The following is a 23,526-nucleotide window of genomic DNA, read 5'->3' as shown; positions in this document are numbered from 1 at the left end:
GCCAAGGTCGTCGTTTCTTCCGGGAGAGGAGGCATTACATCATTGTTTAGTTACTTGCGAAGAGTATTTGAAGCGTGGATCGACTTTCCCGAAAGAGAAGGGAAGGTTATCGGCGGAAAATATCGGATAATCCGCTTCCTAGGGATGGGAAGCTACGGATTAACATACTTGTGCCTTGATATCGCTGCGGGCGGTCAGGTCGCCGTCAAGCAAGCCAAGCCAAGCAAGGGACGGCTTGGCCGGGAGCTTCTGCGCCGCGAAATCGAGATAATGAGGCAGCTGCTTCATCCTTCGATACCAAGATGCCTGGCGGTGATTGAAAATAAGAAACGGCTGTATATGGTGACTGAATTTGTGAACGGACAAACTGTAGAGGATTTGATTTTCGAGAGGGGCGCGGTATTCACTGAAAAAGAAGCTATCGGTATCATAAGCAGGTTAATGGAAATTGTTTGCTTTATCCACCACAACGGATTCGTGCATCTTGACATTCGTATTCCGAACGTTATGCTTCAAGGAGACCGGATCAGCCTCATTGATTTCGGACTTGCTTCGAGGCTGGGGGAGCCAGCCCGCGCGCAGCCGGATGCGGACGAAGAAACAAGGCTTAGAAGAACCGCTGTCGTTACCAGCGATCTGTATGCGATTGGTCATTTTTTACTTTTTATGCTGTATTCGGGCTATGATCGAAGCGATGCTCACTCAGAATCAACGGCGGGGTGGGAAGAAGAGCTTAATGTATCGCCGCTCACAAAGCGAATGATCCGCAAATTGCTGCAAATCGATACTCCCTATACGGACTCCCTGGAGTTTATGCGGGAGCTCGACGATGCAATGAATCGATTATAGTGCGTGGAAAACATATAAAATACACTAAAAAAGCCGCGTACGCGGCTTTTTTATTACGAGCTGGATCTAGAATATTTATTTTTGTAATAGCCTTGACCTTGCTGCTTGTGCCCATATCCGGAACGGTCGTCGGACGAGTAACGGCGGCCGTGTTGACGCTTCATACCGCTGCTGCTGTGGCGATAGCCTCTGTGTTTGGAATCCATGACGGAGCCTAAGATTTTACGAAGCATGTGCTTAAACAATGTTCATTCCTCCTTTGGCTTTTCAAAGTATTACGCAATAAACGTCCCGTGGTTTCACCGAAATAGGGGAAAGGGCATGGACTGCAGTCCGGTTTGCCCGCGGAAATCGCGGATTTTTTATTATTATGAAGATACGGAACGAAAGGGAGACAGCATGCATATGCAGCGTGAAGTTGAATAATAAGAAGTAGATAGTGATTTGGAGATGGGGGATTAACTATGAGAAATAGAATGCGAAACACCCCGGCGGCGTATGCGCTCGGCATGTTCGCGATGATGGTTCCCAGCCAGGCTTTCAGTGCATTCTACAGTTACTATTACGTAGAGAAGCTTGGACTTGGCATTGGACTTGCCACCCTGGCCCGGACGATTTACTTGATCTGGGATGCGGTGAACAACCCGATGGCCGGCTATTTGTCGGACAGAACCGATACCCGCTTCGGAAGGCGAAAGCCGTGGATTGTTTCCGCCGTCCCTTTAATGATGCTGAGCTTCATCATGATATTCGCCGTGCCCGAGGGTCTCGCGGGAAACAGCTTGTTCTGGTGGTTTCTCATCTCGTTGATTCTGTTCGAGGGTGTATCTACGATATTGTGGGTAAACTACGGCGCTCTGTTCCCGGAGCTGTTCCGGGGCGACAAACTGAGAGCCAAAGCCTCGGCGGTCCAGCAAGCGTTTCAAATTGCAGCCATTCTGGTCGGCTCGGCGCTTACGCCGATTCTGTTCGGCGCTCTTGGATTCGGCAATATGGCGATTGTGTTTGCATTTGTATTCGCCATCTTCATGCTGCTGTGCGTATGGCTGATAAGAGAAGACGAGGACGCACGCAAGGAGAAGCCGCTGCCGCTCAGGGAAGCGTTTCGCGAGACGCTGGCTAACAAGGAATTCTGGCTCTTTAATATCGCCAACTCGTTTGCGCAAACGGTTAACGGGCTGCTTGCTTCAATGATACCCTTCTATGCGAAGTACGCGCTCAAAATTCCGGAATCGCAGGTTTCCCTGCTGCTGGCATCGATTTTTGTGTCGGTCATTCCTTTGGTCGCCGTATGGTATTGGATAATCCGCAAGCTTGGCGGCTTTCACAGCTGGCGTCTGTCGCTGGCGATTTACGGCTTGTCTGCTATTCCGCTCTGGTTTGCGGATAATCTGGCAGGAGGCATTGCGGCAGGCGTCGTTATAGGCTTCGGTCTAACCGGATTTCTCGTGACCCCATCGGTCCTGAGCAGTCGGATAATCGATCTCGATGCACAGAAGACAGGACGCAGGAGAGAAGGCATCTATACCGCCGTGGGGGGATTCATTACACGATCGAGCGGTCTTATCTCGGCATTGGCGTTCTGGATCGTCGGCATGATATTCGGTTACGTCAGCGGCAGCAATCCGGGTCCCTATCCGGCCGAGACTTTCCGTGTTCTGGTCAGCGTGGTGCCGCTGTTGCTGCTGGCATTATCGGTTGTTGTATCACTGCTGCTCTCCAATTTCACCGATGATTCGAAGAGAGAAAGCGGCTCCGACACGGAAGGGTAAAAGAGCGGATGTATAAAAGTCTGAAAATTCAACATACAACACTGTTTTTTTTATTTTGGAAATCATTAAGAACAGCTATTGTTTTATTGCAAGAGATTCATCATTTCTGATTTTAAATGGATAAGATGAAAGGTGGTATCAAGAAATGTAAGCGGTTTACTAAGCGATTTAATTACATTCGAAGGAGGATAACAGTAATGAGAAAGGGCAAATGGTTTAAAGCAATAACCGCTCTGCTTATGACCGGTTCGATTGTACTTGGGAGTATGTCAAGCTTGTATGCCGAGACGTCGCCGAGCGATGACTTGCGGTTTGATTTTGGAGGAGGAAGCGTAGAGCCGGGTTATATTGGAGTCAGCGCTGCGGAGGGCTACAGCCAGAATACGGGTTATGGTTTTAATACGCCGGAAAATATGCGGAACGTTGCAGCTTCCGGTCTTGGCGAGGCTAGCGATGCAGTTCAGTTTCTGGCTTTTGGCACGAAAAGCACAAACACCTTTAACGTAGATTTGCCAAATGGACTTTATGAGGTAAAGGTTACACTCGGGAACACTGCCAGAGCAAGTGTAGCGGCAGAAGGAGTTTATCAGATCATCAATATGACAGGAAACTCCGCGAAGGATAAGTTTCAAATCCCGATTACGGACGGACAGTTGAATATTCTCGTAACCGAGGGCAAGGTGGGAACCGCTTTCACATTAAGCGCTTTGAAGATCAGGAAGCTCTCGGACGTTCCCGTCACCAATAGAACGATCTATATAGGCGGAGATTCAACGGTATGCAACTACTATCCGCTGGACAGCAGTGCGCAGGCAGGATGGGGGCAAATATTTAAGGATTTCGTGAACGGACAAACATTCCAGGTGAGAAATATGGCGTCAGGCGGCCAGATCGCAAGAGGCTTCCGCAATGACGGACAGCTCGAAGCCATACTGAAATATATCAAGCCGGGCGATTATTTTATATTACAGCTCGGTATTAACGATACGAATCCCAAGAATACTACAACGGAAGCCGAATTCAAAGAGATTATGCGGGATATGGTACAGCAGGTAAAGGCCAAAGGAGCGACCGTCGTCTTATCTACCCCGCAGGGCAGAGCTACGGATTTTAATGCGGAAGGCATACACACTTCCGTCAATAGGTGGTACCGGCATTCTACCGTTGCCCTTGCACAGGAAGAAAATGTACCGCTTGTCGACCTTAACGTATTAAGCTCGGCATACTTCACATCGATCGGACGTGAAGCGACTATTGCGCTCTATATGCCTGGCGACAGCTTGCATCCGAATCGCGCCGGAGCTACAGAGCTTGCCCGAATTGTCGCCGCTGAGCTGCAAAGACAAGGCTTGGATGGCTTCTCTGTAAGTGAGTAGACGAAGAGTTTCTCAAAAGATGCTAAAAAACAGCCCGGTGCCGCAATAGGCGCCGGGTTGTTCCTATATAATGGAAGATATTAACCTGACCGAAACAATCGAAAGTCCAGTTCGGTAACTGGACTATGGTCTTAATGAAAATAGTACGCTGGATCGGTTTTTGAATTTCGTTCATCCGATATACTGAAACAAAACCATGTGCAAACATGCGATGCAAGTTTCAACTATGAGTATGACCGAAAGGCAGGCGAGCCGTTATGCAGCAAGGCCCGAAAATCATTATCCTGACCGCCGGGTATGGAACCGGACACATCCAGGTATCCAAGACGCTGCAGGAGTCTTTTCACCGATATGGTGTCGACAGAGTAAAAATCATGCTTGGCAAGAAGAAGATGATTGATATCATGAAAGAGGAGAAGCCCGATGCCATTGTGTACACTTTCCCGTTTGCAGGTGTCTCCGAACAGCTCAAGAGCCAAGGAATCACGGTGCCGCTGTTTACGGTTATAACGGATTTTAGCTTGCATAACAGGTGGCTGCTGACTAATTCGGATCGGTTCTATGTGGCAACCGACGACTTGAAGCGGGATATGGTGAGTCGAGGCATACAGCCCGCGAGAATCGCAGTCACCGGTATACCGATACGGGAACGATTCTATGAGCGAAGGGCATTGCAGGGCCAACGCGAGAACAAACGTTCAATCCTCATAATTACGGGAGCCCATGGCGTGCTGCCGATATCAAAATGATGACGAAAAGCCTGCTCGCCATTCCGGGTGCGCGTGTAGATATCGTCTGCGGTAAGAACGAAAAGCTGAAGAAGGAGCTCGAACGCCGATTCGGACAGGATTCCCGTCTGCGATTGTTCGGGTATGTCGAGGCCCTTCATGACCGAATGAGGCATGCTGCCTGTGTCATAACGAAAGCCGGCGGCATTACTTTGTCCGATGCGATTCAAATCGGCACCCCGATCCTGATCTTCAAGCCGTTCCCGGGTCAGGAGAAGGAGAATGCCCGCTATCTGCAAAGAAAAGGAGCGGCATCCGTTTCTTCAAGTGTTCGAGAGCTTGTATCTCATGCCAGGGAGCTGATCGCTTCGGGGGAAATGAGAAGGCGAATGACTAAGCTGTACGAGACGTTCGCCTCAGGGCGGGCGGCCGATATTATTGTAGAAGATGTGCTGCGTACTGCCGGAGGCCGGGCAGCAAGGAAAGAGAAAGTTAGATTTGAACATACCGGAGCCTTATAATATATGGGACGTTTAATGATACTTTTCTTGACTGGCCTATTGCCGGCGGATGGATGGCGGATCGCTTCGACGAAACGGTAACGGTTGCCGTAAGTGCAGTGCTGCTTTCTGCCATTATGTTGTTTTACTGGATTAATCCAGTGCGTCAGGACGGAACAGAGACAGTGTACAAGGGTAAGAGAAGGCCTGCTGCCGGGGAGTAAAGCTCCCTTGATTCAAGATGGAGTGGTGTGAAATGAAAGCTCGCTGTTACCAATGGCTGCGGGAACGGGACAACCGGATGTTTCTATGGTGCAATCATACGCTTAGCCATTTCGTTCTCGATCGCCTGCTTAGATGGACTACCCATATCGGCAGTGCGGCATGTACGATTCTGTGTATGCTCGGCGTTATCCTGTTTGCACCTGAACCATGGAGAGGAATAGGTTGGCAAGGTTTGGCCGCCCTGAGCTTCAGCCACATTCTTGCCGTTATTGTCAAGAAGAAGATACAACGATCAAGACCTTATGAAGCCATACAGGGGACGAAAATCTTGATCAATCCGCTAAAGGATTATTCATTTCCTTCCGGTCATACGACAGCAGTCTTCTCAACTGTGACGCCGTTTCTTTTCGCATCGGACTGGATCTCGTATTTATTATTGCCGCTGGCGTTTACAGTCGGTCTATCGCGAATTTATCTTGGCGTGCATTACCCGTCGGACTGTATGGCCGGCTGCCTGATCGGTATGGCTACAGCCCTGCTGATCGTTATTGTCGCAGGGTAGTCTTTCGTTTTTTTTTGAGAGGCAGCGCGAGTATTTAGTGCTTGAATGGGTAAAATAGCCATATATTGTATCGAACAGACAGGAAGGTGGGGCATTGGGACTAACAATTGAACGTCCGGCAGGTTTCTGGGTACGGCTCGCGGCGAATTTGTTGGACGCATTTATTGTTTCCTTGCCGCTGAGCATCATTAGTTATTTCATTGCAGGAGATTGGGAAGGCGATTATTTCACAACGGCCATTGAGTTTTTATATGGGATTTTCCTGCCTGTACTTTGGTCCGGCTACACGATCGGGAAAAGAACCGTCGGAATTCGAATTGCTAAAGTTAATGGCGAAAAAGTGGGTATAGGGACAATGCTGCTTCGTATATTATTAGGTGCTTTGGTATATGTATTAACCGTGGGAATCGGAATCATAGTGAGTGCTTTTATGGTCGGATTACGTGATGATAAACGCGCGATACATGATTTCATAGCCGGAACGTATGTGAGGTATAACTAATAGACAAAGAACTAAATGGATAACGAGGAAAACAAGCCAGCCGAACTCCGGGAGGAGCGGGCTGGCTTCTTTATTGATTCTGTATCTTTCCGTGATAGCCGCATCACATTTCAACTGTTACAGAGATTTAAAGTTACAAAAAGTAAGTTGATCCATTAAAAAGGACTATGTCAAAATGATTTGCCTTCTTACATAAATTTCGTTACTTCAATATAATAAGAACCAACAGCAGGCCAGACATGTGCTAGCCATGAATCTGGTCCAAATATTACGAAATATAATGATACGCCATAGCTTGTAATTAGGCAAAAGAGAGGAATTATTAATATGAACCGATTAAACATTTATCTTCTTTCATTAGGGGCCTTTCTTGTTGCAACTGTGGAACTCGTCGTTGCCGGGATTCTCAATATCATCGCTGATGACCTGAATATATCCATAGCCCTTGCCGGTCAGTTGATCACCGTATATTCGATTGCCTACGCGATTGGAACCCCGATTATTGTAACGCTTACTTCCCGTGTCGGCCGAAAAAAACTGCTCATTGCTTCGCTTGCTGTGTTTATAATCGGCTCCCTGGCTTCATTCTTAAGTACACAATATGCCGTCTTGATGGCAGCGCGGTTGATCCTTGGGGTCAGTGCAGGCGTCTTCATTGTAGCTGCTCTAAGTTCCGTCGCCAAACTGGTCCCGGCAGATCGAATTGGCAGTGCGATCGGCAAGATCGTTCTTGGATTCAGCAGCGCAATGGTACTGGGTGTACCGATAGGAATCGCGATTACGAATTGGTTCAGTTGGCAATTCATTTTTGCGGTGCTTGGAATTGTTACCCTTGTGGTGTTGATTGGAATGGTCCGCCTGCTTCCGGAGATTGAAGGGGATGCTCCGGTTTCATTTAAAAGCCAAATGACTGTATTACGAAATCCCCTTATTATCAGCGGATTACTGCTTTCTTTATTTTGGAACACGGGCAATTCGGTTATATTCACGTATTTAACTCCGTTTCTTCAAAGTATCCTTCACATGAAAGCGTCAAGTGTAGGAATAATGATGCTTGTTTTGGGAGTTTTCGGTGTGGCCGGAACGCGTCTTGGCGGTTTTGGTGTTGATAAATGGGGGACAGCAAGAATCATCGGCTTCAGTCTGGTTGTTTCTGCGGCAGCACTTGCATTTCTCCCTATAGCTTCCGCCTCGTTGGTGCTGGGATTGGCAGTGCTCGTGATTTGGATGTTTTCAATATTCGTTACAGCGCCAGCCCTTCAAACCTACTTTGTTCAACAGGCGCCTCAGTCGTCGAATTTCGTTCTCAGCGTCAATACCTCGATTACTCATTTGGGTGTGGCGATTGGAGCGGGAGCGGGGGGCTTGATCGTGAGTTCCACTTCCACCGTCATTCATAATCCCTGGATTTCAAGCTCCACCTATGCAGTTGGGTTAGCGATAGCCATCGCTTCCTTCCTACTTCGGAAGAGGGGTATTTCGGAGATGGCTTAAAATTGGCAGGATACCATATTGATATTATCAAATAAACAGCACGTTCAAGGATAATACCTTGGCTGCTGTTTTTTATTATGGGTTAATTTCCCCTGCGATTGTTGGGCTCTCTTATAGAGGAACCGGCCGGCTCAGATATATACCTGTCTGATTCAATTGAATGAAGTGCATCAGCCGGCTTTCAGAAGCTCTCGCTTCAGAAATTGATAGAGGCTGGCGCCTGCCAGTTTCAATGGATATTCGGAGGATTTAGTAAGAAGACCGCTTGTCATATTAATCGCATTACCCTGCAATTCCCGCATTATTGTGCCGGATGGGGCTGGTTGCAAGATAATATTCGGCACCAGGGCGATACCTAACCCCGCCGCGACATAGTATTTCAAAGCTGACATACTGCCAATCTCCATCGTGTCCAGCGGAATTATGCCTGTTTCCTGCAGGATAATCTCCAGTTTCTGGCGATAGGGACAGTTGGCTGATGTTATAAGCATTCGATGTCCTCTGATATCCTCAGTCGTAATGACATGTTTCGAGGAAAGTGGATGAAGGTCGGGAATCAGAATTACAAACTGTTCCACAAATAACGGTTCAAAATAAAGACCGGATCCGAGCTCCGGTGCGGAACCTAAAGCCAAGTCAAGTTCGCCTCTGTGAAGCCGTTCGCAAAGTGCTGCTGTACTGCCGATGTCTACGGAAATCCGAATCTTCGGAAAACGGGTTAAAAACCGTTCTAAAATGCCTGGTAACCGGTAACTGGCAGATGGCTCGGTCACCCCTAAACGAATATTGCCCGCCTCGCCTAATTGCAAATCCGACATGCTGCTTTGCAGCCGTTCCATATTCTTTACAATTTGCACACTTTGTTCATGAAACAGTCTGCCGGCTTCCGTTAACCGGATATTTTTCCCCCGTTCAATCAACTGAATCCCCAAATCAGATTCAAGCTTCTGGATTTGCATCGTAACGGTGGATTGAGCGTAATTCATTTCTTCGGCTGCACGAACAAAACTTCCATAATGAACGATCAAATGAAATGTTTTTAATGTTTTAAGATCCATCTGTGGTTCCCCCTGCAATATAGTTCAAGAAAATTGAATTGATCCTTTGTTATATTCAATTATACAAATTCGAGAAGTCAATATACAATCATTTATATCAAGCTGATAAGGAGTGATCGATATTGAACCTGATGGGTAAAGCGGCTCTCGTCACCGGCGGCGGTACCGGGATCGGAAGAGCGGTATGTATCGAGCTCGCCGGGCGGGGTGCAGCGGTGGCGGTGAATTATTCACGTTCCAAGCTCGAGGCGGAGGAAACAGCTCGACTAATAAACGAATCCGGCGGGCGAGCGATAGTGGTTAAAGCTGATGTTTCCCGGGACCGGGAAGTGCGCGAGATGGTGAAAATTGTTGTGCAGCAATTCGGGTCCGTTGATTTGCTCGTCAATAATGCCGCGATTACAAGGCACATCCCCCTAGGCGATCTCGAAGCGGCGACAGAGCAAATCTGGGATGAGCTTTATAATGTGAATGTCAAAGGGATGTTCTACTGTGCGCGAGCCGCGGCTGCTTACATGAAACAAAATAAACAGGGGGCTATTGTCAATCTCGGCAGTATTGCGGGACAGACAGGTGTTGGATCCTCGCTTCCGTACGCAGTGTCCAAAGCTGCGGTACATGGACTTACTAAGTCGTTAGCGCATGCCCTCGCTCCATATATTAGAGTCTCCTGCGTTGTACCGGGCGCGGTTGCTACAAGATGGTGGGAAGGAAGGGAAGAGCAAATGAAGAAGCTGGCTCCAAGTCTGCCGCTGCAGAGAATTTCAACACCGGAGGATATCGCTGATTTTATTTGCGCCGTGCTAGAGCAAGAAGCGATGACAGGTCAAATCATAACTATTGACAGCGGACAAACATTATAGGGCTGCGGTTCGGATTCATTATTGGAGGGTACAAGAAAATAACTGCGTTCTTTTTTCTGTCCATATTGTCTCTACGGCAAGCTTAGGAGTTTGAGAGGAGAGCTGTTATTATGCAAAAAGCCATTCTGGGCCGGACCAGCCTTGAAGTGACACGATTGGGTTTTGGCGCTATGGAAATACGAGGGCCGCGCATTTGGAGCGACGTCCCGTAACAGGCGCGGAGGCGGAACGGATATTGAACGCGGTGCTCGATGCCGGCATTAATTTTATCGACACGGCTTATGATTACGGATTGAGCGAAGAGTACATCGGACAGTTCATCAACCACCGTCGCGGAGAGTATTTGCTTGCTACGAAGTGCGGTTGTACGGTCGTGAACGCCGGCCACCACGACGAGACGCCTCATGTATGGACAAGGGATAATCTTATGCACAATATTGAGACAAGCTTGCGAAGAATGAAGACGGATTACATCGATTTATGGCAGTTACATAACCCGACGGTTGAACAAGCCGATGAGGGGCAGCTGCTTGATGTCTTGAAGGAAGTACAGGTATCCGGCAAAGTCCGATGGATCGGGATTTCCTCGACTTTGCCCCATATTGAAACGTTCATTAACTCCGGATTATTCGATTCGTTTCAAATCCCATACTCCGCCTTGGAAAGAGTTCATGAGAATATAATCTCGCAAGCGGCTCACGCCGGGGCGGGAACCATTATTCGCGGCGGGGTAGGTCGGGGCGAGCCGGGAGCCGGACTTGGCAGCACTGACCGCTGGGAGCATTGGGATAAAGCGAAGCTGGACGAGCTGCTTGATGACGGAGAAAGCCGTACCGCCTTCATGCTGCGCTTCACATTAACCCACCCGGATATGCATACTACGATCGTCGGTACGAAGAAACCGGAACATCTTCATGAAAATATAAGAGCGGCGGAACAAGGCCCATTAGCGCCGGATGTTTATGAAGAAGCAAAGCGTCGTCTCGAGGATGCGGGTCAAAAGCCATGAAAGTGCTCATCACCGGCGCTGCCGGCAATCTTGGACGAGTGCTTGCACCGGCTTTGGCGCAGCAAGGTCATGAACCGGTATTGATGGATTATCGGAATATCGAGACTCCATTCCGGTTCATTAATGGTGATGTAACAAGCAAAGAAAGTGTGCTTAAAGCTGTTGAAGGGGTGGATGCTGTTGTTCACGCCGCCGCGTTACACGGCATTCATCTATCCAAATATACGAGAGACGATTTCTGGAAGCTTAATATAGAAGGAACATATAATATTATCTATGAAGCTGCCCGGATTTGCGGTATAAACAAAGTACTTCTGTGCAGCACTATGGGGGTATACGGTGAAAGTATTAAGGCTTCCAAAGATAGCTTCGCTATAGTAACGGAGGATCTTCCCCTATTGCCGACGGATTTCTACGGTTACAGCAAGAAGCTGTGTGAGGAGGCAGCGGATTTCTACAGCCGTAATCACGGCATCAAGACAATCGCTTACCGGCTGGGTATGTTCGTGCCCGAGAATTTCCTCTACTATGGTTTCCGATTGCTGAAAGGCGGCATCGATGACCGCGATGTGGCGGAAGCCTTCCTGGCAGGTCTGGAAAACGATACAATCGGTTTCGATGCATTTAATATTAATATAATGGCCGACGTTCCTTTTCCGCAGGAAGAATTTAAACAGTGGAGAAGCGAGCCCGATGCGCTGTTGGAATCGTATTTTCCCGGAGTCTCGCAAATGGTTAACCTTCGTGGAGGAAATATTTAAGAGCTGCTCGCTATGTGGGGATACACATATTGGTCGATAGATAAGGCCCAGAGGCTGCTTGGTTACAAGCCTGTCTATAACTTTGCCGAATTTTATACAGCCTTGATGGAAGGTAATGAAGCTCATTATCCGTATGCCAATCTGCAATGGTGGGGCATTTAACCGGGTAAGACCGTCAGACCTCAGACAGATGCAATAATAGCCTTACATCGGTACAAGATATCGATGCAGGGCTTTTTTATTGTGTGAACCTTAATAAGCAGCTTGAGAGGGTGCCCCTACCGGACCCGGACAATAATTTTACAAAAACTGATCGTCTCAATTATGATGTTATTAATGCATTACAGAAGAAGGGGAGCGGTCTTGATGTTTGAAAGGAAGCCCGTCGTGGATGCGGCCGAACGTTTCGCCAGATCGGTATTGGAAAATGATCGGACAGGCCATGACTGGTGGCATATTAATCGTGTGGTACGGATGGCCGAGCGGTTGGCCCGCGAGGAGGGGGCGGACATATTCATCTGCACCGTTGCCGCACTGCTTCATGATGTGGCGGATGAGAAGCTTAATGAGTCGAAGGAAGGCGGGCTCCGGAAAGTTCGCGATTGGCTTGCGGGTCAGCCAATTAGCGAAGATGAGTGCCGGCACATTATGGAAATCATCTCTACGATGTCCTACAATGCAGGAGCAAATCCGCCAATGGCGACGCTTGAAGGGAAGATTGTGCAGGACGCGGACCGGCTCGATGCAATAGGGGCTATCGCAATTGGGAGAACGTTTCTGTATGCCGGCTGGAAGGGTCACCCGATCCATGACCCGCGGCTGGCACCGCGGGATTCAATGTCACCAGAGGAATATCGCCTAGGAAAGAGTACGGCGATCAATCATTTTCACGAAAAATTGCTAAAGCTGAAGGATAGCATTAATACTTCTTCCGCTGGAAGAATTGCCGAAGAACGGCACCGGTATATGGCTCACTATGTAGAGCGCTTCTACCGTGAATGGGACGGGGAAGCTTAGGTTTCGAATGTTTCGGTTACCTCTTCATCGGTTTCATCGAAAGGAACCCGGTCTTCTTCATAATACACGTCAATACACCTCCTTCTGTTCTTACTATGCAGTATTAGCTTTAGCTCAGTATTAATTCAATGTAATGAAATTGTAGAGGTTTGTTTTTTATGTATCAGTTATGGATTGGATGTGTAAAATGACCAAAGGAACCGGAAATCATTGTCCGATTTGCAATCAGGATAATAACTGCGGGAGAGTCGCAGGCTGCCCTGATGGGGCGTGCTGGTGCAGTAAACAATTTTTCCCCCGTGAAATTTTCGAAACTCTGCCGCTTGATCAGGTTGGAAAATCGTGTATTTGCTTGGACTGTCTCGCAAAATTCAAGCATAATGCGAAACAGCTATAAACAGGCTTTAAAAGCAAAAAATCCCCAAGCGCTGCTAGGGGATTTTGTATACGCTTAGAAAATATTTTTTATGCTGCTTAAATATTTAAGAGCAACTCCGACTGCACCGACATAGTAACCTATTAATACTAACCAGCCTGTCGGATCCAGGGTGACGAGGTTCGCAAGCAGAAGCAGAGGGAAGACATAGTAGAGCAAATCCTGGAGATAACTGAGTACCAAAGTGCTTGAGAATGCCCCCGCTTTGAGTGAACGATATAAACCGACCAGGAAGTCAAGGCCCATCAATCCAAGAACGACCCAGAGCGCATAGAGCATCCATCCTGAAAGTATAAGTGTCATATTGCATCACCTCCCCGTAGGAAGACCTTTACCGCACTATATTATATGGAGCTAGATTACAGGTTGTACTAGGTTAACTTCTCATTTTGCATTTTACGAATATACTGGATTTTTATTGGATTTTTATGTAAAATGGAATTATATAAATGAAACAGTATTTCATATGGTGAAACTAAGAGGAGTGAGTGCAATGGCATTCTTATTTTCGGGAGTGGATCATGTTCAATTGGCCGCCCCTGAGGGCTGCGAAGCGGAGGCGAGACGGTTTTATGCCGAATTTCTGGGCTGGGAAGAAATTCCGAAGCCGGAGACCCTAAAGAATAGAGGCGGAGTATGGTTCCGGTGCGGTACTCATGAGGTTCATATCGGGGTTCAAAAGGACTTCATTCCGGCGGTAAAAGCCCATCCTGCATTTCGTGTTCACAATATTAACGCACTGCGGGACCATCTTAACGGCAAGAATGTTCTTATGACCGATGATGATACAAGGGCGAGTGAAGGTGCGCTACGCTTTTATTTGAACGATCCGTTTGGAAACCGGTTGGAATTTCTCGAGTGGGTGGTGGTTCCAGGTGAAAAATGAGGAGCGATTTACAAACCGGGTCGAAAAGTATGTGAAGTATCGTCCGGGGTATCCGGAGGAGTCGATCGACTATTTGTGTGATATCGTAGGTCTGCAGCCGGGTTCAGTCGTGGCGGACATCGGTGCGGGCACCGGTATTTTCTCACAGCTGTTATTGGATCGGGGATGCCGCGTAACTGCTGTTGAACCGAATAAGGCAATGAGGGAAGCCGCCGAGAACACGCTTGGGGATAATCCTGAATTTACTGCAGTGCCGGGAACGGCTGAAGCGACCGGATTGCCGGACCATTCTATCCAGTTTATCGTCTGCGCCCAGTCATTTCATTGGTTTGACCAGCCCGCTGCGCGTACCGAATTCAGGCGGATTCTAACGCCCGGGGGAAAGGCCGCTCTGATCTGGAATTCACGGCTTAAGCACGGCACCCCTTTTCTTGAAGAGTATGAGCAGTTTCTCCAAACGTTCGGAACCGACTATACCAGTATCAATCACAAGAATATTTCAAGGGAAGCGCTGGCTTCATTCTTTAAAGAAGGCGAAATGAAGGAAACCCGGTTCAAAAACCGGCAGGTATTTGATTTTGAAGGGTTAAAGGGACGGCTGCTATCATCTTCCTACAGCCCGGTTCCAGGGGATCCAGCCTACCAACCGATGATGATTGAACTGCTTGAGATTTTCGGAAGAAATGAACGGAACGGACGAATTTTCTACGACTATGAGACTGAACTGTTCTGGGGGGCATTATAAGACTTCATGAGAATTCTGTTCGATTTAAATCCGGACGAACCGAGGGTGCGGCAATTATGTCTTGCCGATCGGCGATTTGCATGGCTGGCGGAGAGAATTGGTTCCCTTGAAATACCTTCACGCGAGAATGCTTTCGAATCACTGACCAGATCATTAATCGGTCAACAGCTATCCGTCAAAGCCGCCGGGACTATTTGCGGCCGTGTCGAAGAGAAATGCGGCTTAATCACACCCGATTCCGTACTTGCGGTTTCCGAAGAAGAGCTGCGTAGCGCCGGTGTATCAAGGGCCAAGATCGGATATATCCAAGGACTCGCCGAGCTGGTTAAGCGGGAAGAATTGGTTCTGAATTTTCCTGATTCTGCGGGTAACGAGGAAGTCATTAATACGTTGACAGGGGCAAAAGGCATTGGGCGCTGGACCGCCGAGATGTTCCTGATATTTTGCCTCGGCAGGGAGGATGTCCTCTCACTCGGGGATGCAGGTCTCAGGCGTGCCGCCGGTTGGCTTTATGATCGTTCCGATTCAGACATTCTGGAAGTCAGCGGTGAAATGTGGAAACCTTACCGCACGATTGTCTCACTTTATTTGTGGGAAGCGGTTAACCGCGGGCTATTGAACGAGAAAGATTTTATTTAGTGTCATGAATGATTAATGTGGTTAATGGAATGATTATGAAATCAAGGCTGCCGGTGATGGTCCTATACCGGCAGCCTTGATTGGTATCCCCAAGGTTTAGTTATGCTCCAACTTCTTGTAATTCCCGTTCTTTCGCTTTACTGAGGGAAATCGAACGGGAGCGGGAGAACCGGAAGGAAGCCGCAGCCGTAACCGCTGCGATAGCGACCGCGGCCGCTCCAATCCAACTGGTAGCGTTCAGCGATGCCTGCTCCACAACGATGCCGCCGACTCCCGCGCCGGCAGCCATTGCGAGCTGCAGAACCGAAGTGTTCAGGCTAAGCATGATGCCGGAAGCTTCCGGCGCGAGAGTCATCAGATGATACTGCTGTGTTGGACCCGAGGACCATGCCGAGAACGCCCATAACATAAGAAGCGGGAAGACGAGTGCCGGAGACTGTCCTGACAGAGACAAGAGTATAAGTGCTACAGTGTGAAACAGCATTCCACCGACCAGCGTACGGGAAACTCCCCATTTGTCCGTGCTGAAGCCGCCGACCTTAGAGCCGATCAAGCTGGCGATACCAAAGGCGAATAACCCGATACTCACTTCCTTGCTGCTCATTCCCGTAACGGTTAGCAGATACGGAGAAATATACGTATATGTGATGGCATACCCGAGAATCCAGAAGAATGTTACCGCTAAGGCTACCGCAATTCTCGGTTCCTTGAGCAGCGCGAGCTGCTTGCGGAGAGGCACCGGTTCTTCCCCGTCACTACGCGGAATAACGAAGAAAATAGCGAGCATTGCTAACAATCCCAATATTCCGATACCAGCGAATATCGTTATCCAATCGTAGGCGGAAGCTACAACCCTTCCAAGAGGAACACCGATAATTAAGGAGGTGCTGAAGCCCATAACGAGCGTCGCGATCGCGCTTCCCTGTTTTTCCGGCGGAGCCAGCTTGGATGCTACGGTTAATGCAGTTACGACGAATACTCCGGTGCTGAGAGCAAGAATAATCCGCGATCCGATAAGAACCCCGAACCCGGGCAGCGCAACCGCGATTCCATTACCTATTACGAAGATACCCAGCGAGAAGAGCAGCAGCTTACGGCGTTCCATGCGGGCCGTTGCGGCCATAAGAATAGGGGTGCCGAAAGCGTAAGCCAGCGAGAAGACGGTAATGAGCTGACCTGCCGCTGATACCGAAACCCCGGTATCCTCCGCTATTTTATCCAGAATGCCCGCAATGATAAATTCGGACGTTCCGACCAGAAAACTGACGACTGCCAGCATGTAAATTTTCCACGCGTTCGACATTATTCTTGTACTCCTTTCTCCACTCCACTATTTTTATATTTCTAAAAATATAGAAATAACAACAAAAATTATTCCAACAAATACGGTGCGTACTTTTGTGCCATTTCGCGATTGACTCTGTAGTAGATGTAAGTGCCATCCTTACGGAGATCGAGAAGTCCGCAATCGGTCAATTGCTTCAGATGATGGGACAGTGTCGAGCCGGCAACCGACTCCAGCTTGCTCCCTATGTCGGAGCAGCAAAGATTCATTTCCTCAATAAGGAGGAGGGCGATTTTGAGCCTAGTTGGCTCCCCCAGTGCCTTGTATACTTTTACGGCTTGCCGGATTTCCTCGTTTTCATCTGCCATCGCTACTCACCTTTGTCGTTGTTGTTATTTCTATATGTTTCGAAATAAGGGTACCATATCCTTCCACGAAAGTAAACAGGTAATTACGAGCAGCTTGGTTTATCCAAAGACGGTATCAATTATGAGAAGGGGAAGATCGGCTACATTCTACAGAGCGGAATCGTCCGCTGATAATATTGAGAACGGATGACTTTCGGCTTTAAGGGCGAGATAGAGGGCTGTTCCGCCGGCGCCGACGGTCCCGCAGATGATGTCAACCATCGTATCGATCAGGCTCCCGTTCTGTGAAAGGAGTCCAAATAACCGGTCGGTCGTGAACTCGAAAATTTCCCAGCAGCCGGCCATAGCTACCGAGAAGAACAAAGCAAACCAGATTCCGATCGGGGTAGGGAAGTCAGTCATTCTTTGGCTTTGAATCATTCTTCTTAGCACCAGCATTCCCACGAAACAAAGAATGACCCCGGAGAGTAAATGCTCAGCTTTATCCAAATAAGGTATGACGTCGTATAGGCCGAATAAATTGGCAAGCATCATGGTCAGCGTTATAAAAAACAGTATTGAAAAACGAATGGCGGGAAACAACTTGCTCTTCGTCCATTTGACCAGCCCTCGGATCAGAAGCAAAACCGAAACGATCAGCGCGGCTTGAAAGCTTTTCGCGTAAACTCCCTCAAGCGTGTAGTATACAAAAGAGATAGCGGATATGATATATAACCCGATCTCGAAGGCATCGTTGAACTGCTGTTTCTTATTCTTCCCTGACATAAAGCCCCTTTTCCCCAACTTTGCTTACAGATGGTGTAATTTATGCTAATTTATTCGTTTCCCATACTTTAAGAAACTAAACGTTCCAATAAATATAAAGCGAGAAATTCACAGTGTATACGCAGCGTTGAACCGCTCTTGCAGGGGCTGTGTGTTATAATTAATGTGCAATCGGCTAAAAACAGTTTCGAAGTCGAAGGGAATGGGACTTAATGAGTCAAAGCATCATGGATCAGTTGACAGAGGAACAGCGCTATCTGGTCTATCATTCTATGCAAGACATGGATTTGCATTTTGATGATGAGATGAAAATGATAAGGCATAACCCGAATCGGCACAGCACCCGCGGAAGCGCTCACTATGCTTTGGGACTGTTGACCAGGAATGCACCGGGTGACCTCCGAAGAGCGTGTGATGTGCTCGGGAAAGTTCTGGAGATGCAATTAGATTACCCCGAAGAAATCTATCATGGTACTTTTCGGACTGCGCCGCAGCAACCGCATCCTCCTGCGGGCAACCTTCCGTGGAAAACATTCGCGCCCGGTTTTGCATATTATCTGGATGCAACCTTCGAGAAGATTTCAGCACGCTTTATCGATATGCTGGCGATTGAAGCAACACCGATGCCCGGCAGTATGGACTTAAATGACATTAAGAATTCATTACAGAAAGCGATAGATGATGTGCTTCCTCCAGTGTGGAAGAGCTATGACCCGAATTGGCGTGAATTCATTGCCTGCACCTTCGCCGTTATCCTGGAGAACTTTGAAGAAATGCTGCCGGATGAGCTGGTTGTCCGGATGGATGGATCAATGGTGAGAGCGGTCTCCGGGTCCATTGACCGGCGTTTGTCGGACGCGGTTCCGATGAATACGAATATTGAATTGATGCACATATTCGTGAGCCATTATTTCGGTCATCGCTATAATGATGAAAGCTGGATTGCGCATGCCGCCAAAGAAGCTGAAAGCCTGCTGACGGGTTTCAATGAATTCAGGTCGTTCGCCGAATTTAATACGACAACTTATTACGGCGTTGACCTGACCGTTCTGGGACTTTGGAGAAAGTATGGAAAGTCGGCTGCTTTTCAGGAAATCGGCCATGAAGTTGAAAAGGGGCTTTGGGAGAATATAGCACTATTCTATAACGCTAATCTGGAAAATCTGTCGGGTCCATTCTCGCGTGCATATGAAATGGAGATGAGGGCTCACAGTTCGATCGGGGTTTTCCTATATCTCGCTTTGGGGAAAGGTTATGAGTATCTTGCCGCCATCAATTGCGAATCCGGGCACGACCCGATGATCGCATTGGTAGGCGTTGATGTACCTGAGCAGGTGATGCCGGCCCTAATTGCGCACCAAGGTGAACGACTGGTCGAAAAGAAGTTCCGTGAGCTGTGTGAAAGAGACAAGCCAGGCTCAAACTCTAATCTGTGCACCGCTGCCGCCTGGATCGGGGAGAGCATTATGATCGGAGCGATGTCCGGCAGCAGAAATACGAACGGTCAGATGTATCCGGCCACTATTCATTGGAAAACCGAAGACGGAAAAAAGTACTATATGAGGTTAATCCGGCGTGAAAAGGGCGGACATTGGAATACTCATTTAAGGGGAATTACTTACGAGGCCAAGACTAATAAGAATCAGCTCACTGTCGAAGTCCAATTTGAAACGAACCTCGAAATCGAATTGTATTTTGAAATCCGGGGAACCGGCATCAACGCTGAAGCAATTACTCCGAACCTCTGGATATTCCCGGGACTGGCCTGCAGGGTCGAAGCTGAAGCGCCTGCGCCTTCGGTCATTCAATATGACGATTGCATAAAAATCATATATCCTTACAGACCAGATGCTTCAAGCAGCCGAATGAGCTTTACATTAAATCTGGAATAATGAAAAAAGGGCGGGCTGCAGTGCAGCGCGCCCTTTTTTGCATGGTTCACCCTGTTCCAGTGATGCGCTGATCAAGCATGTGCCGCGTGAGGGAATTCTACCGGATTTTATAGAACTCCTTGAATTTAAGGATTTCCTCTATCGCTTTCTTCTGTCCGCCGGCCATTCGCAGACTATCCCCGATTCTGGAGCTATTCTCATGATACCGTCCCGCAGATAAGATTTCTTCTACGGACTCACGTAAATTTAATGCCGTTAAAGAAATTCTGTCAAGCGTGAGCCCCGCCCCTAGTTCTGCAACGCGATTCCCTACGATGGGTTGATCGGCCGCCATCGGTATTACGATTAATGGAACGTTATAATACAGCGCCTCATTTACGCTGTTCATTCCACCATGGGTAATGAACACGTCTGTGTACGGCAGAATCTGCAATTGGGGCGCATACGGAAGTACAGTGAAATTATCCGGAATGCTTTCAAGGGAGGTAACGTTTATTCGGCTGCCTACTGATAAGATTACATGCCCGTCGAAGGAAGCCAGCGAATCAAAGCACAGCTCATAAAATTCCTTAACGTCATTAAATACCGTTCCCATCGATATGTATATGACCCGTCGCCCTCGAAATCGGTCAACCGGAAGCTCAATAGGCTCATATCTGTCCGTAACAATCGGCCCTACAAATTTAAAATGTTCCGCAATGCTCTCGGATTGCGGCTGGAAGTATTCCGAGGTGAACACAAGGTTGATCTTTCCCCCGTTAAAAAATACATCCCCAATATCCAGTCTCCGCCTAATGTTGTATTTGGCCCGAATATTCGCAGATAAAGCGCAGAACTCTTTGACCAGAAGAAGATTCTCTTTCAACCTGGCCGTATTTCCTCTATTCGCACTTAGCAGCCGCTCTGAATTTACAAATGACGAGCAAGTGGCGATATTGGGGATTCCGAGGGAATCAGACGCCACATTCCCGCACCCGTACATGGAATCATGGATGATGTAATCAAATGAATGATGCTGCGCAAGCTCCAAGATGCAGGGAAGAATGGTGTCGTAAGAAGATAAAATCTTAATGACCAACGATAAGTATCGCTTCGTTTCAAACGGATTCTCACGGGCAAGAAAGTTGTCGTATGAAGTAAAAGCGGCACCCAAACGCTCAAGCTTATCCCGAAACTCTTCGCTTGATACGTAAAACACTTTCTCGCCCATGGCTATTAGTTCTTCTACTAATCCCAGGGTCGGGTACACGTGGCCGCTGGCCGGCCCGTTTATAAATAACACGTTGGACATGACTGTTCACCTTACCTGGTTAAATTGGGTCCGCTTGGAACGCTTATACTTGATTGGAGTCATACCTGAGGCGGCCTTTACCATGCTGCTCAGTCTGCTGGAGCTGGTTACTCCTACTAATTTACTGATTGTTTTCACATTCAATTCCGAATGTTCCAGAAGCTGCAGCGCGCGATTCAGTCTGAGGTTATTTAAGAACCGAATGGGAGATACCGTAAATATTTTGCTGAATTCATGGCAGAAATAATTGGAATTGTATCCAATGGCGCCTGCTATATCCGTTAAAGACAAATGCGGGTTGCTCATATTTTTTCTCATATAGCGGGTTGAGTAAATAAGTGCTCTGCCGTTTTTGAAAAAGTCGGAATTGCTTTTCTTAGTCGGTTCTGTCCGCAGTTTATGCTGTCTTTCCAGATACTCCATAATTTCGATGACCAGACTAGTTATGGAGCAAGAAAGCCTGAACTCCCGGTATTCGGATGAGGGTGCGGCTGCAGCGGCAGAAATCATTGTAAAACTGCTGCTTGCATACAGGGAGGATGGAATTTCCACCGGCATTTTAAATCTCGCTACAGAATTCGACGTTTCCAGAATAGGGCATAAAAACTGGATGCACTTGAAGGGGGTAGGATAAACAAACCTGCGGACAGGGACATTCGGAGGAACAAATAGGAAATCATTTTCATTAGGAGCGCGCTCGGAAGCAGCGGACCAAATAATCTGGAAATACGGGCTGACCCATTCCTCCGTCTGCCGGGAGTCAAGCGCGATAAACTTAACCGGCAGTACTTCTTCAAATTGTCGAATCATATAACCTCGCCTAATTTTAATAGTCTTTTACTCTTAACAAAATCTTCTGAATAATCATCCATGTTCTGAAGAATCGCATATTGTCGGCTTTTCGGAGCCTGAGTAAAATAATGGTAAGGCATTTGTCATTAATGTACCACTATACAATCCGTTTGTTAAGAGGTGAATAATGCTCACAGTCGATGACCAAATATTCGACAAAAATCAGCTTCAAGCTTTGTTTGAACAGATGAAGCGGCTCGACGGCTATCGAAATCCGGAAGGGAAGAGATATGCAGTTTGCCTTAAACACGCCTTCCCCTTATTAGCAGCCGTAATGTACCTTAGGCAGCGCGGCGGCTCGGTCCTGCTTATGCACGCCGATACTCCGCTTGAGTCAGCCAAGGCAATGGCCGGTAATGCGGATTGCTCGTACCTGCTTTACGGCAGCTGGGATACTGTGCTGAGCATAGGTATACCGTCCGTACACTATCAACCTGCATTACTGCAATACAGCTCGGGAACGACGGGGAACCCGGCATTGATAGAGCGCGCATGGGCCTTGGTCGAGACGGAAATCGAAAACTATAATCGGCTGTTTCAAGCAATAGAAGGAATTAAGCCTGTCATTCTTGTGCCGGTCTCGCATTCGTTCGGTCTTATTACGGGTGTGCTTGCAAGCATCGCGCGGGGTACCGAACCGATAATTATACAAGACAAAAACCCCAGATTCGCCCTGCAAGCGCTAAAGAATTTAAACCATCATATCGTGTACACGGTGCCCTTCATTCTTAATGTGCTGGATTCCCTGGAGAAAGGGAAATTGCATTTGAATAAGGCGGTCATTTCGGGGTCGCCGCCAACTCAAGCTCTGCTTGATCGCATGAATATGCAGTTGATTGAGATATGGCAGCAGTATGGCTGTACGGAGGTGGGATGTATATCGGTTGGCAAAGGACCGTCCTCACCGACGGACGCAGGTATGGCATTGAATCATCTTCATGTATCCATTCAGCCCGATAATTCCAGTGCCGGTGAAGGTAAGGGGGAAATTATCGTTACCTCGGATTCAAAGGCCGTATCAACCCGGGATTTGGGCTATCTGGACCCCGTAACCGGACGAATCCATGTTCTTGGAAGACTGGATGATCTTATTAATGTCTCCGGTTTGAAGGTCATACCGTCGGAAGTCGAATCGGTAATCGGGTGTATGCCGGGCATCAGAGAATCGGTCGTTGTGAGAACCAGTCATAAAGTATGGGGGGAAGCGGTCAGAGCCATAGTGGTCGCAGCTTCTTCCGTCAGCGAGCAGGATATTCGTTCATGGTGTATCAAGCATCTGCCGGCATATAAAGTACCCAGCATCATCGAGTTTGCAGATGCAATTCCAAGAATGTCTTCGGGTAAAGTAAGCCGAAAACATCTACAGGAACAGGAGAGATAGAGGATGGAGCAAAAACAAGAAATTATGAATGAGCTGAGGACGTTAATGGTGGAGAATTTGGAGCTGCGGGTCCGCGAACCACTTGAGGAATCGGACAGGCTGTATGAAGATTTACACATCGATTCCATTATGGTGCTGCAATTAACCGTTTACATTGAAGAAACGTTTAAGGTGTATGTTCCTGAAGAAGGGATCGACCCGGATACATTTCTAACCGTAGGATCACTCGTAGATTTCATCATTAATCTCCAAAAAACCGCGGTATAACCT

General features: G+C 47.9%; 29 protein-coding genes. 21 read left to right on the top strand and 8 right to left on the bottom strand.

Annotated elements, in window-relative coordinates; all coding sequences use genetic code 11:
• The first annotated feature begins 42 nt into the window (after positions 1-42).
• Positions 43-849, top strand: a complete 807-nt coding sequence (locus KZ483_RS15940) for a serine/threonine protein kinase (RefSeq protein ID WP_220348425.1) — start codon at positions 43-45, stop codon at positions 847-849.
• A 53-nt stretch (positions 850-902) separates the two neighbouring features.
• On the opposite strand, the gene KZ483_RS15935 is transcribed toward KZ483_RS15940, so the two are convergent.
• Positions 903-1,094, bottom strand: coding sequence for a hypothetical protein (locus KZ483_RS15935; protein WP_258881280.1), 192 nt, complete (start codon positions 1,092-1,094; stop codon positions 903-905).
• Between the two features lie 219 nt (positions 1,095-1,313).
• Here KZ483_RS15935 and KZ483_RS15930 point away from each other — a divergent pair, with 219 nt between their 5' ends.
• The 8 genes from KZ483_RS15930 to KZ483_RS15900 all read left to right on the top strand — a co-directional run bounded on the left by KZ483_RS15930 (position 1,314) and on the right by KZ483_RS15900 (position 8,008).
• Complete coding sequence (locus KZ483_RS15930) at positions 1,314-2,621, top strand: MFS transporter (protein WP_220348423.1); 1,308 nt, start codon at positions 1,314-1,316, stop codon at positions 2,619-2,621.
• 266 nt (positions 2,622-2,887) lie between these two features.
• The gene (locus KZ483_RS15925; RefSeq protein WP_258881743.1) at positions 2,888-3,997 is read left to right on the top strand and encodes a rhamnogalacturonan acetylesterase; all 1,110 of its coding nucleotides are present in this window, start codon (positions 2,888-2,890) and stop codon (positions 3,995-3,997) included.
• Positions 3,998-4,254: 257 nt separating this feature from the next.
• On the top strand, positions 4,255-4,746 hold the full coding sequence (locus KZ483_RS28625; RefSeq protein ID WP_258881279.1) for an MGDG synthase family glycosyltransferase: 492 nt from the start codon (positions 4,255-4,257) through the stop codon (positions 4,744-4,746).
• Positions 4,743-5,246 (top strand): glycosyltransferase, encoded by a 504-nt coding sequence (locus KZ483_RS28620; protein WP_258881278.1) that lies wholly within the window; start codon positions 4,743-4,745, stop codon positions 5,244-5,246. The genes KZ483_RS28625 and KZ483_RS28620 overlap by 4 nt, the downstream gene beginning before the upstream one ends.
• A 53-nt stretch (positions 5,247-5,299) precedes the next feature.
• Positions 5,300-5,449 (top strand): hypothetical protein, encoded by a 150-nt coding sequence (locus KZ483_RS15915; RefSeq protein ID WP_220348420.1) that lies wholly within the window; start codon positions 5,300-5,302, stop codon positions 5,447-5,449.
• Between the two features lie 32 nt (positions 5,450-5,481).
• A complete protein-coding gene (locus KZ483_RS15910) occupies positions 5,482-6,012 on the top strand; it encodes a phosphatase PAP2 family protein (protein ID WP_220348419.1) in 531 nt (176 codons plus the stop codon).
• A 94-nt stretch (positions 6,013-6,106) separates the two neighbouring features.
• Complete coding sequence (locus tag KZ483_RS15905) at positions 6,107-6,514, top strand: RDD family protein (RefSeq protein ID WP_258881277.1); 408 nt, start codon at positions 6,107-6,109, stop codon at positions 6,512-6,514.
• Between the two features lie 327 nt (positions 6,515-6,841).
• Positions 6,842-8,008, top strand: a complete 1,167-nt coding sequence (locus tag KZ483_RS15900) for an MFS transporter (protein WP_220348418.1) — start codon at positions 6,842-6,844, stop codon at positions 8,006-8,008.
• A gap of 170 nt (positions 8,009-8,178) precedes the next feature.
• Here KZ483_RS15900 and KZ483_RS15895 read toward each other — a convergent pair whose 3' ends face one another.
• Entirely contained in the window at positions 8,179-9,066 is an 888-nt protein-coding gene (locus KZ483_RS15895; RefSeq protein WP_220348417.1) for a LysR family transcriptional regulator, read from the bottom strand.
• Between the two features lie 131 nt (positions 9,067-9,197).
• Between KZ483_RS15895 and KZ483_RS15890 the strand changes: the two genes are divergently transcribed.
• The 6 genes from KZ483_RS15890 to KZ483_RS15865 all read left to right on the top strand — a co-directional run bounded on the left by KZ483_RS15890 (position 9,198) and on the right by KZ483_RS15865 (position 13,113).
• Positions 9,198-9,929: an SDR family NAD(P)-dependent oxidoreductase gene (locus KZ483_RS15890; protein ID WP_397376208.1), complete on the top strand. Its 732-nt coding sequence runs from the start codon at positions 9,198-9,200 to the stop codon at positions 9,927-9,929.
• 193 nt (positions 9,930-10,122) lie between these two features.
• Positions 10,123-10,938, top strand: a complete 816-nt coding sequence (locus KZ483_RS15885; protein WP_258881276.1) for an aldo/keto reductase — start codon at positions 10,123-10,125, stop codon at positions 10,936-10,938.
• Positions 10,935-11,699 carry an NAD-dependent epimerase/dehydratase family protein gene (locus tag KZ483_RS15880; protein WP_220348415.1) on the top strand — a complete coding sequence of 255 codons (765 nt, stop codon included), beginning with the start codon at positions 10,935-10,937 and terminating at the stop codon, positions 11,697-11,699. Before KZ483_RS15885 ends, KZ483_RS15880 begins: the two co-directional genes overlap by 4 nt.
• 12 nt (positions 11,700-11,711) lie before the next feature.
• Entirely contained in the window at positions 11,712-11,861 is a 150-nt protein-coding gene (locus tag KZ483_RS15875; protein ID WP_220348414.1) for a hypothetical protein, read from the top strand.
• 204 nt (positions 11,862-12,065) lie between these two features.
• A complete protein-coding gene (locus KZ483_RS15870) occupies positions 12,066-12,716 on the top strand; it encodes an HD domain-containing protein (protein WP_220348413.1) in 651 nt (216 codons plus the stop codon).
• A gap of 169 nt (positions 12,717-12,885) precedes the next feature.
• Entirely contained in the window at positions 12,886-13,113 is a 228-nt protein-coding gene (locus KZ483_RS15865) for a cysteine-rich CWC family protein (RefSeq protein WP_309568584.1), read from the top strand.
• Positions 13,114-13,167: 54 nt separating this feature from the next.
• On the opposite strand, the gene KZ483_RS15860 is transcribed toward KZ483_RS15865, so the two are convergent.
• Positions 13,168-13,455, bottom strand: coding sequence for a hypothetical protein (locus KZ483_RS15860; protein ID WP_220348409.1), 288 nt, complete (start codon positions 13,453-13,455; stop codon positions 13,168-13,170).
• Between the two features lie 190 nt (positions 13,456-13,645).
• Between KZ483_RS15860 and KZ483_RS15855 the strand changes: the two genes are divergently transcribed.
• From KZ483_RS15855 to KZ483_RS15845, 3 genes are read left to right on the top strand one after another with little or no spacing between them, the layout of a single operon-like run.
• Positions 13,646-14,038, top strand: coding sequence for a VOC family protein (locus tag KZ483_RS15855; RefSeq protein ID WP_220348407.1), 393 nt, complete (start codon positions 13,646-13,648; stop codon positions 14,036-14,038).
• Positions 14,028-14,783: a class I SAM-dependent methyltransferase gene (locus KZ483_RS15850; RefSeq protein WP_220348405.1), complete on the top strand. Its 756-nt coding sequence runs from the start codon at positions 14,028-14,030 to the stop codon at positions 14,781-14,783. The genes KZ483_RS15855 and KZ483_RS15850 overlap by 11 nt, the downstream gene beginning before the upstream one ends.
• 6 nt (positions 14,784-14,789) lie before the next feature.
• A complete protein-coding gene (locus tag KZ483_RS15845; RefSeq protein WP_220348403.1) occupies positions 14,790-15,422 on the top strand; it encodes a DNA-3-methyladenine glycosylase family protein in 633 nt (210 codons plus the stop codon).
• Positions 15,423-15,522: 100 nt separating this feature from the next.
• Here KZ483_RS15845 and KZ483_RS15840 read toward each other — a convergent pair whose 3' ends face one another.
• From KZ483_RS15840 to KZ483_RS15830, 3 genes are all read right to left on the bottom strand, one after another.
• The gene (locus tag KZ483_RS15840; protein ID WP_220348401.1) at positions 15,523-16,725 is read right to left on the bottom strand and encodes an MFS transporter; all 1,203 of its coding nucleotides are present in this window, start codon (positions 16,723-16,725) and stop codon (positions 15,523-15,525) included.
• Between the two features lie 68 nt (positions 16,726-16,793).
• Complete coding sequence (locus KZ483_RS15835) at positions 16,794-17,075, bottom strand: ArsR/SmtB family transcription factor (RefSeq protein ID WP_220348399.1); 282 nt, start codon at positions 17,073-17,075, stop codon at positions 16,794-16,796.
• Between the two features lie 147 nt (positions 17,076-17,222).
• Positions 17,223-17,840, bottom strand: coding sequence for a DUF2238 domain-containing protein (locus KZ483_RS15830; protein WP_220348398.1), 618 nt, complete (start codon positions 17,838-17,840; stop codon positions 17,223-17,225).
• Positions 17,841-18,052: 212 nt separating this feature from the next.
• Between KZ483_RS15830 and KZ483_RS15825 the strand changes: the two genes are divergently transcribed.
• Complete coding sequence (locus tag KZ483_RS15825) at positions 18,053-19,732, top strand: hypothetical protein (protein ID WP_220348396.1); 1,680 nt, start codon at positions 18,053-18,055, stop codon at positions 19,730-19,732.
• Between the two features lie 97 nt (positions 19,733-19,829).
• Here the strand turns inward: KZ483_RS15825 and KZ483_RS15820 are convergent, their stop codons facing one another.
• Entirely contained in the window at positions 19,830-21,023 is a 1,194-nt protein-coding gene (locus KZ483_RS15820; RefSeq protein WP_220348394.1) for a macrolide family glycosyltransferase, read from the bottom strand.
• Positions 21,024-21,029: 6 nt separating this feature from the next.
• Positions 21,030-21,833: a helix-turn-helix transcriptional regulator gene (locus KZ483_RS15815; protein WP_220348392.1), complete on the bottom strand. Its 804-nt coding sequence runs from the start codon at positions 21,831-21,833 to the stop codon at positions 21,030-21,032.
• Between the two features lie 169 nt (positions 21,834-22,002).
• Here KZ483_RS15815 and KZ483_RS15810 point away from each other — a divergent pair, with 169 nt between their 5' ends.
• Positions 22,003-23,256, top strand: a complete 1,254-nt coding sequence (locus tag KZ483_RS15810) for an AMP-binding protein (protein ID WP_220348391.1) — start codon at positions 22,003-22,005, stop codon at positions 23,254-23,256.
• Between the two features lie 3 nt (positions 23,257-23,259).
• Entirely contained in the window at positions 23,260-23,523 is a 264-nt protein-coding gene (locus KZ483_RS15805; protein WP_220348390.1) for a phosphopantetheine-binding protein, read from the top strand.
• Positions 23,524-23,526 lie beyond the last annotated feature (3 nt).

It is taken from the genome of Paenibacillus sp. sptzw28 (genome assembly GCF_019550795.1).
Lineage (GTDB): Bacteria > Bacillota > Bacilli > Paenibacillales > Paenibacillaceae > Paenibacillus_Z.
The sequence above is the reverse complement of the archived record's forward strand: the minus strand, read 5'-3'. Positions and strand labels throughout refer to the sequence as shown.

Excerpts from the sequence above, each read along its gene's own strand:
- KZ483_RS15930 (WP_220348423.1), top strand. The coding sequence starts at position 1,314 with ATGAGAAATAGAATGCGAAACACCCCGGCGGCGTATGCGCTCGGCATG.
- KZ483_RS15925 (WP_258881743.1), top strand. The coding sequence starts at position 2,888 with ATGTCAAGCTTGTATGCCGAGACGTCGCCGAGCGATGACTTGCGGTTT.
- KZ483_RS28625 (WP_258881279.1), top strand. The coding sequence starts at position 4,255 with ATGCAGCAAGGCCCGAAAATCATTATCCTGACCGCCGGGTATGGAACC.
- KZ483_RS28620 (WP_258881278.1), top strand. The coding sequence starts at position 4,743 with ATGATGACGAAAAGCCTGCTCGCCATTCCGGGTGCGCGTGTAGATATC.
- KZ483_RS15915 (WP_220348420.1), top strand. The coding sequence starts at position 5,300 with ATGGCGGATCGCTTCGACGAAACGGTAACGGTTGCCGTAAGTGCAGTG.
- KZ483_RS15910 (WP_220348419.1), top strand. The coding sequence starts at position 5,482 with ATGAAAGCTCGCTGTTACCAATGGCTGCGGGAACGGGACAACCGGATG.
- KZ483_RS15900 (WP_220348418.1), top strand. The coding sequence starts at position 6,842 with ATGAACCGATTAAACATTTATCTTCTTTCATTAGGGGCCTTTCTTGTT.
- KZ483_RS15895 (WP_220348417.1), bottom strand. The coding sequence starts at position 9,066 with ATGGATCTTAAAACATTAAAAACATTTCATTTGATCGTTCATTATGGA.
- KZ483_RS15890 (WP_397376208.1), top strand. The coding sequence starts at position 9,198 with ATGGGTAAAGCGGCTCTCGTCACCGGCGGCGGTACCGGGATCGGAAGA.
- KZ483_RS15880 (WP_220348415.1), top strand. The coding sequence starts at position 10,935 with ATGAAAGTGCTCATCACCGGCGCTGCCGGCAATCTTGGACGAGTGCTT.
- KZ483_RS15875 (WP_220348414.1), top strand. The coding sequence starts at position 11,712 with ATGTGGGGATACACATATTGGTCGATAGATAAGGCCCAGAGGCTGCTT.
- KZ483_RS15870 (WP_220348413.1), top strand. The coding sequence starts at position 12,066 with ATGTTTGAAAGGAAGCCCGTCGTGGATGCGGCCGAACGTTTCGCCAGA.
- KZ483_RS15865 (WP_309568584.1), top strand. The coding sequence starts at position 12,886 with ATGGATTGGATGTGTAAAATGACCAAAGGAACCGGAAATCATTGTCCG.
- KZ483_RS15860 (WP_220348409.1), bottom strand. The coding sequence starts at position 13,455 with ATGACACTTATACTTTCAGGATGGATGCTCTATGCGCTCTGGGTCGTT.
- KZ483_RS15855 (WP_220348407.1), top strand. The coding sequence starts at position 13,646 with ATGGCATTCTTATTTTCGGGAGTGGATCATGTTCAATTGGCCGCCCCT.
- KZ483_RS15845 (WP_220348403.1), top strand. The coding sequence starts at position 14,790 with ATGAGAATTCTGTTCGATTTAAATCCGGACGAACCGAGGGTGCGGCAA.
- KZ483_RS15840 (WP_220348401.1), bottom strand. The coding sequence starts at position 16,725 with ATGTCGAACGCGTGGAAAATTTACATGCTGGCAGTCGTCAGTTTTCTG.
- KZ483_RS15835 (WP_220348399.1), bottom strand. The coding sequence starts at position 17,075 with ATGGCAGATGAAAACGAGGAAATCCGGCAAGCCGTAAAAGTATACAAG.
- KZ483_RS15830 (WP_220348398.1), bottom strand. The coding sequence starts at position 17,840 with ATGTCAGGGAAGAATAAGAAACAGCAGTTCAACGATGCCTTCGAGATC.
- KZ483_RS15825 (WP_220348396.1), top strand. The coding sequence starts at position 18,053 with ATGAGTCAAAGCATCATGGATCAGTTGACAGAGGAACAGCGCTATCTG.
- KZ483_RS15820 (WP_220348394.1), bottom strand. The coding sequence starts at position 21,023 with ATGTCCAACGTGTTATTTATAAACGGGCCGGCCAGCGGCCACGTGTAC.
- KZ483_RS15815 (WP_220348392.1), bottom strand. The coding sequence starts at position 21,833 with ATGATTCGACAATTTGAAGAAGTACTGCCGGTTAAGTTTATCGCGCTT.
- KZ483_RS15810 (WP_220348391.1), top strand. The coding sequence starts at position 22,003 with ATGCTCACAGTCGATGACCAAATATTCGACAAAAATCAGCTTCAAGCT.
- KZ483_RS15805 (WP_220348390.1), top strand. The coding sequence starts at position 23,260 with ATGGAGCAAAAACAAGAAATTATGAATGAGCTGAGGACGTTAATGGTG.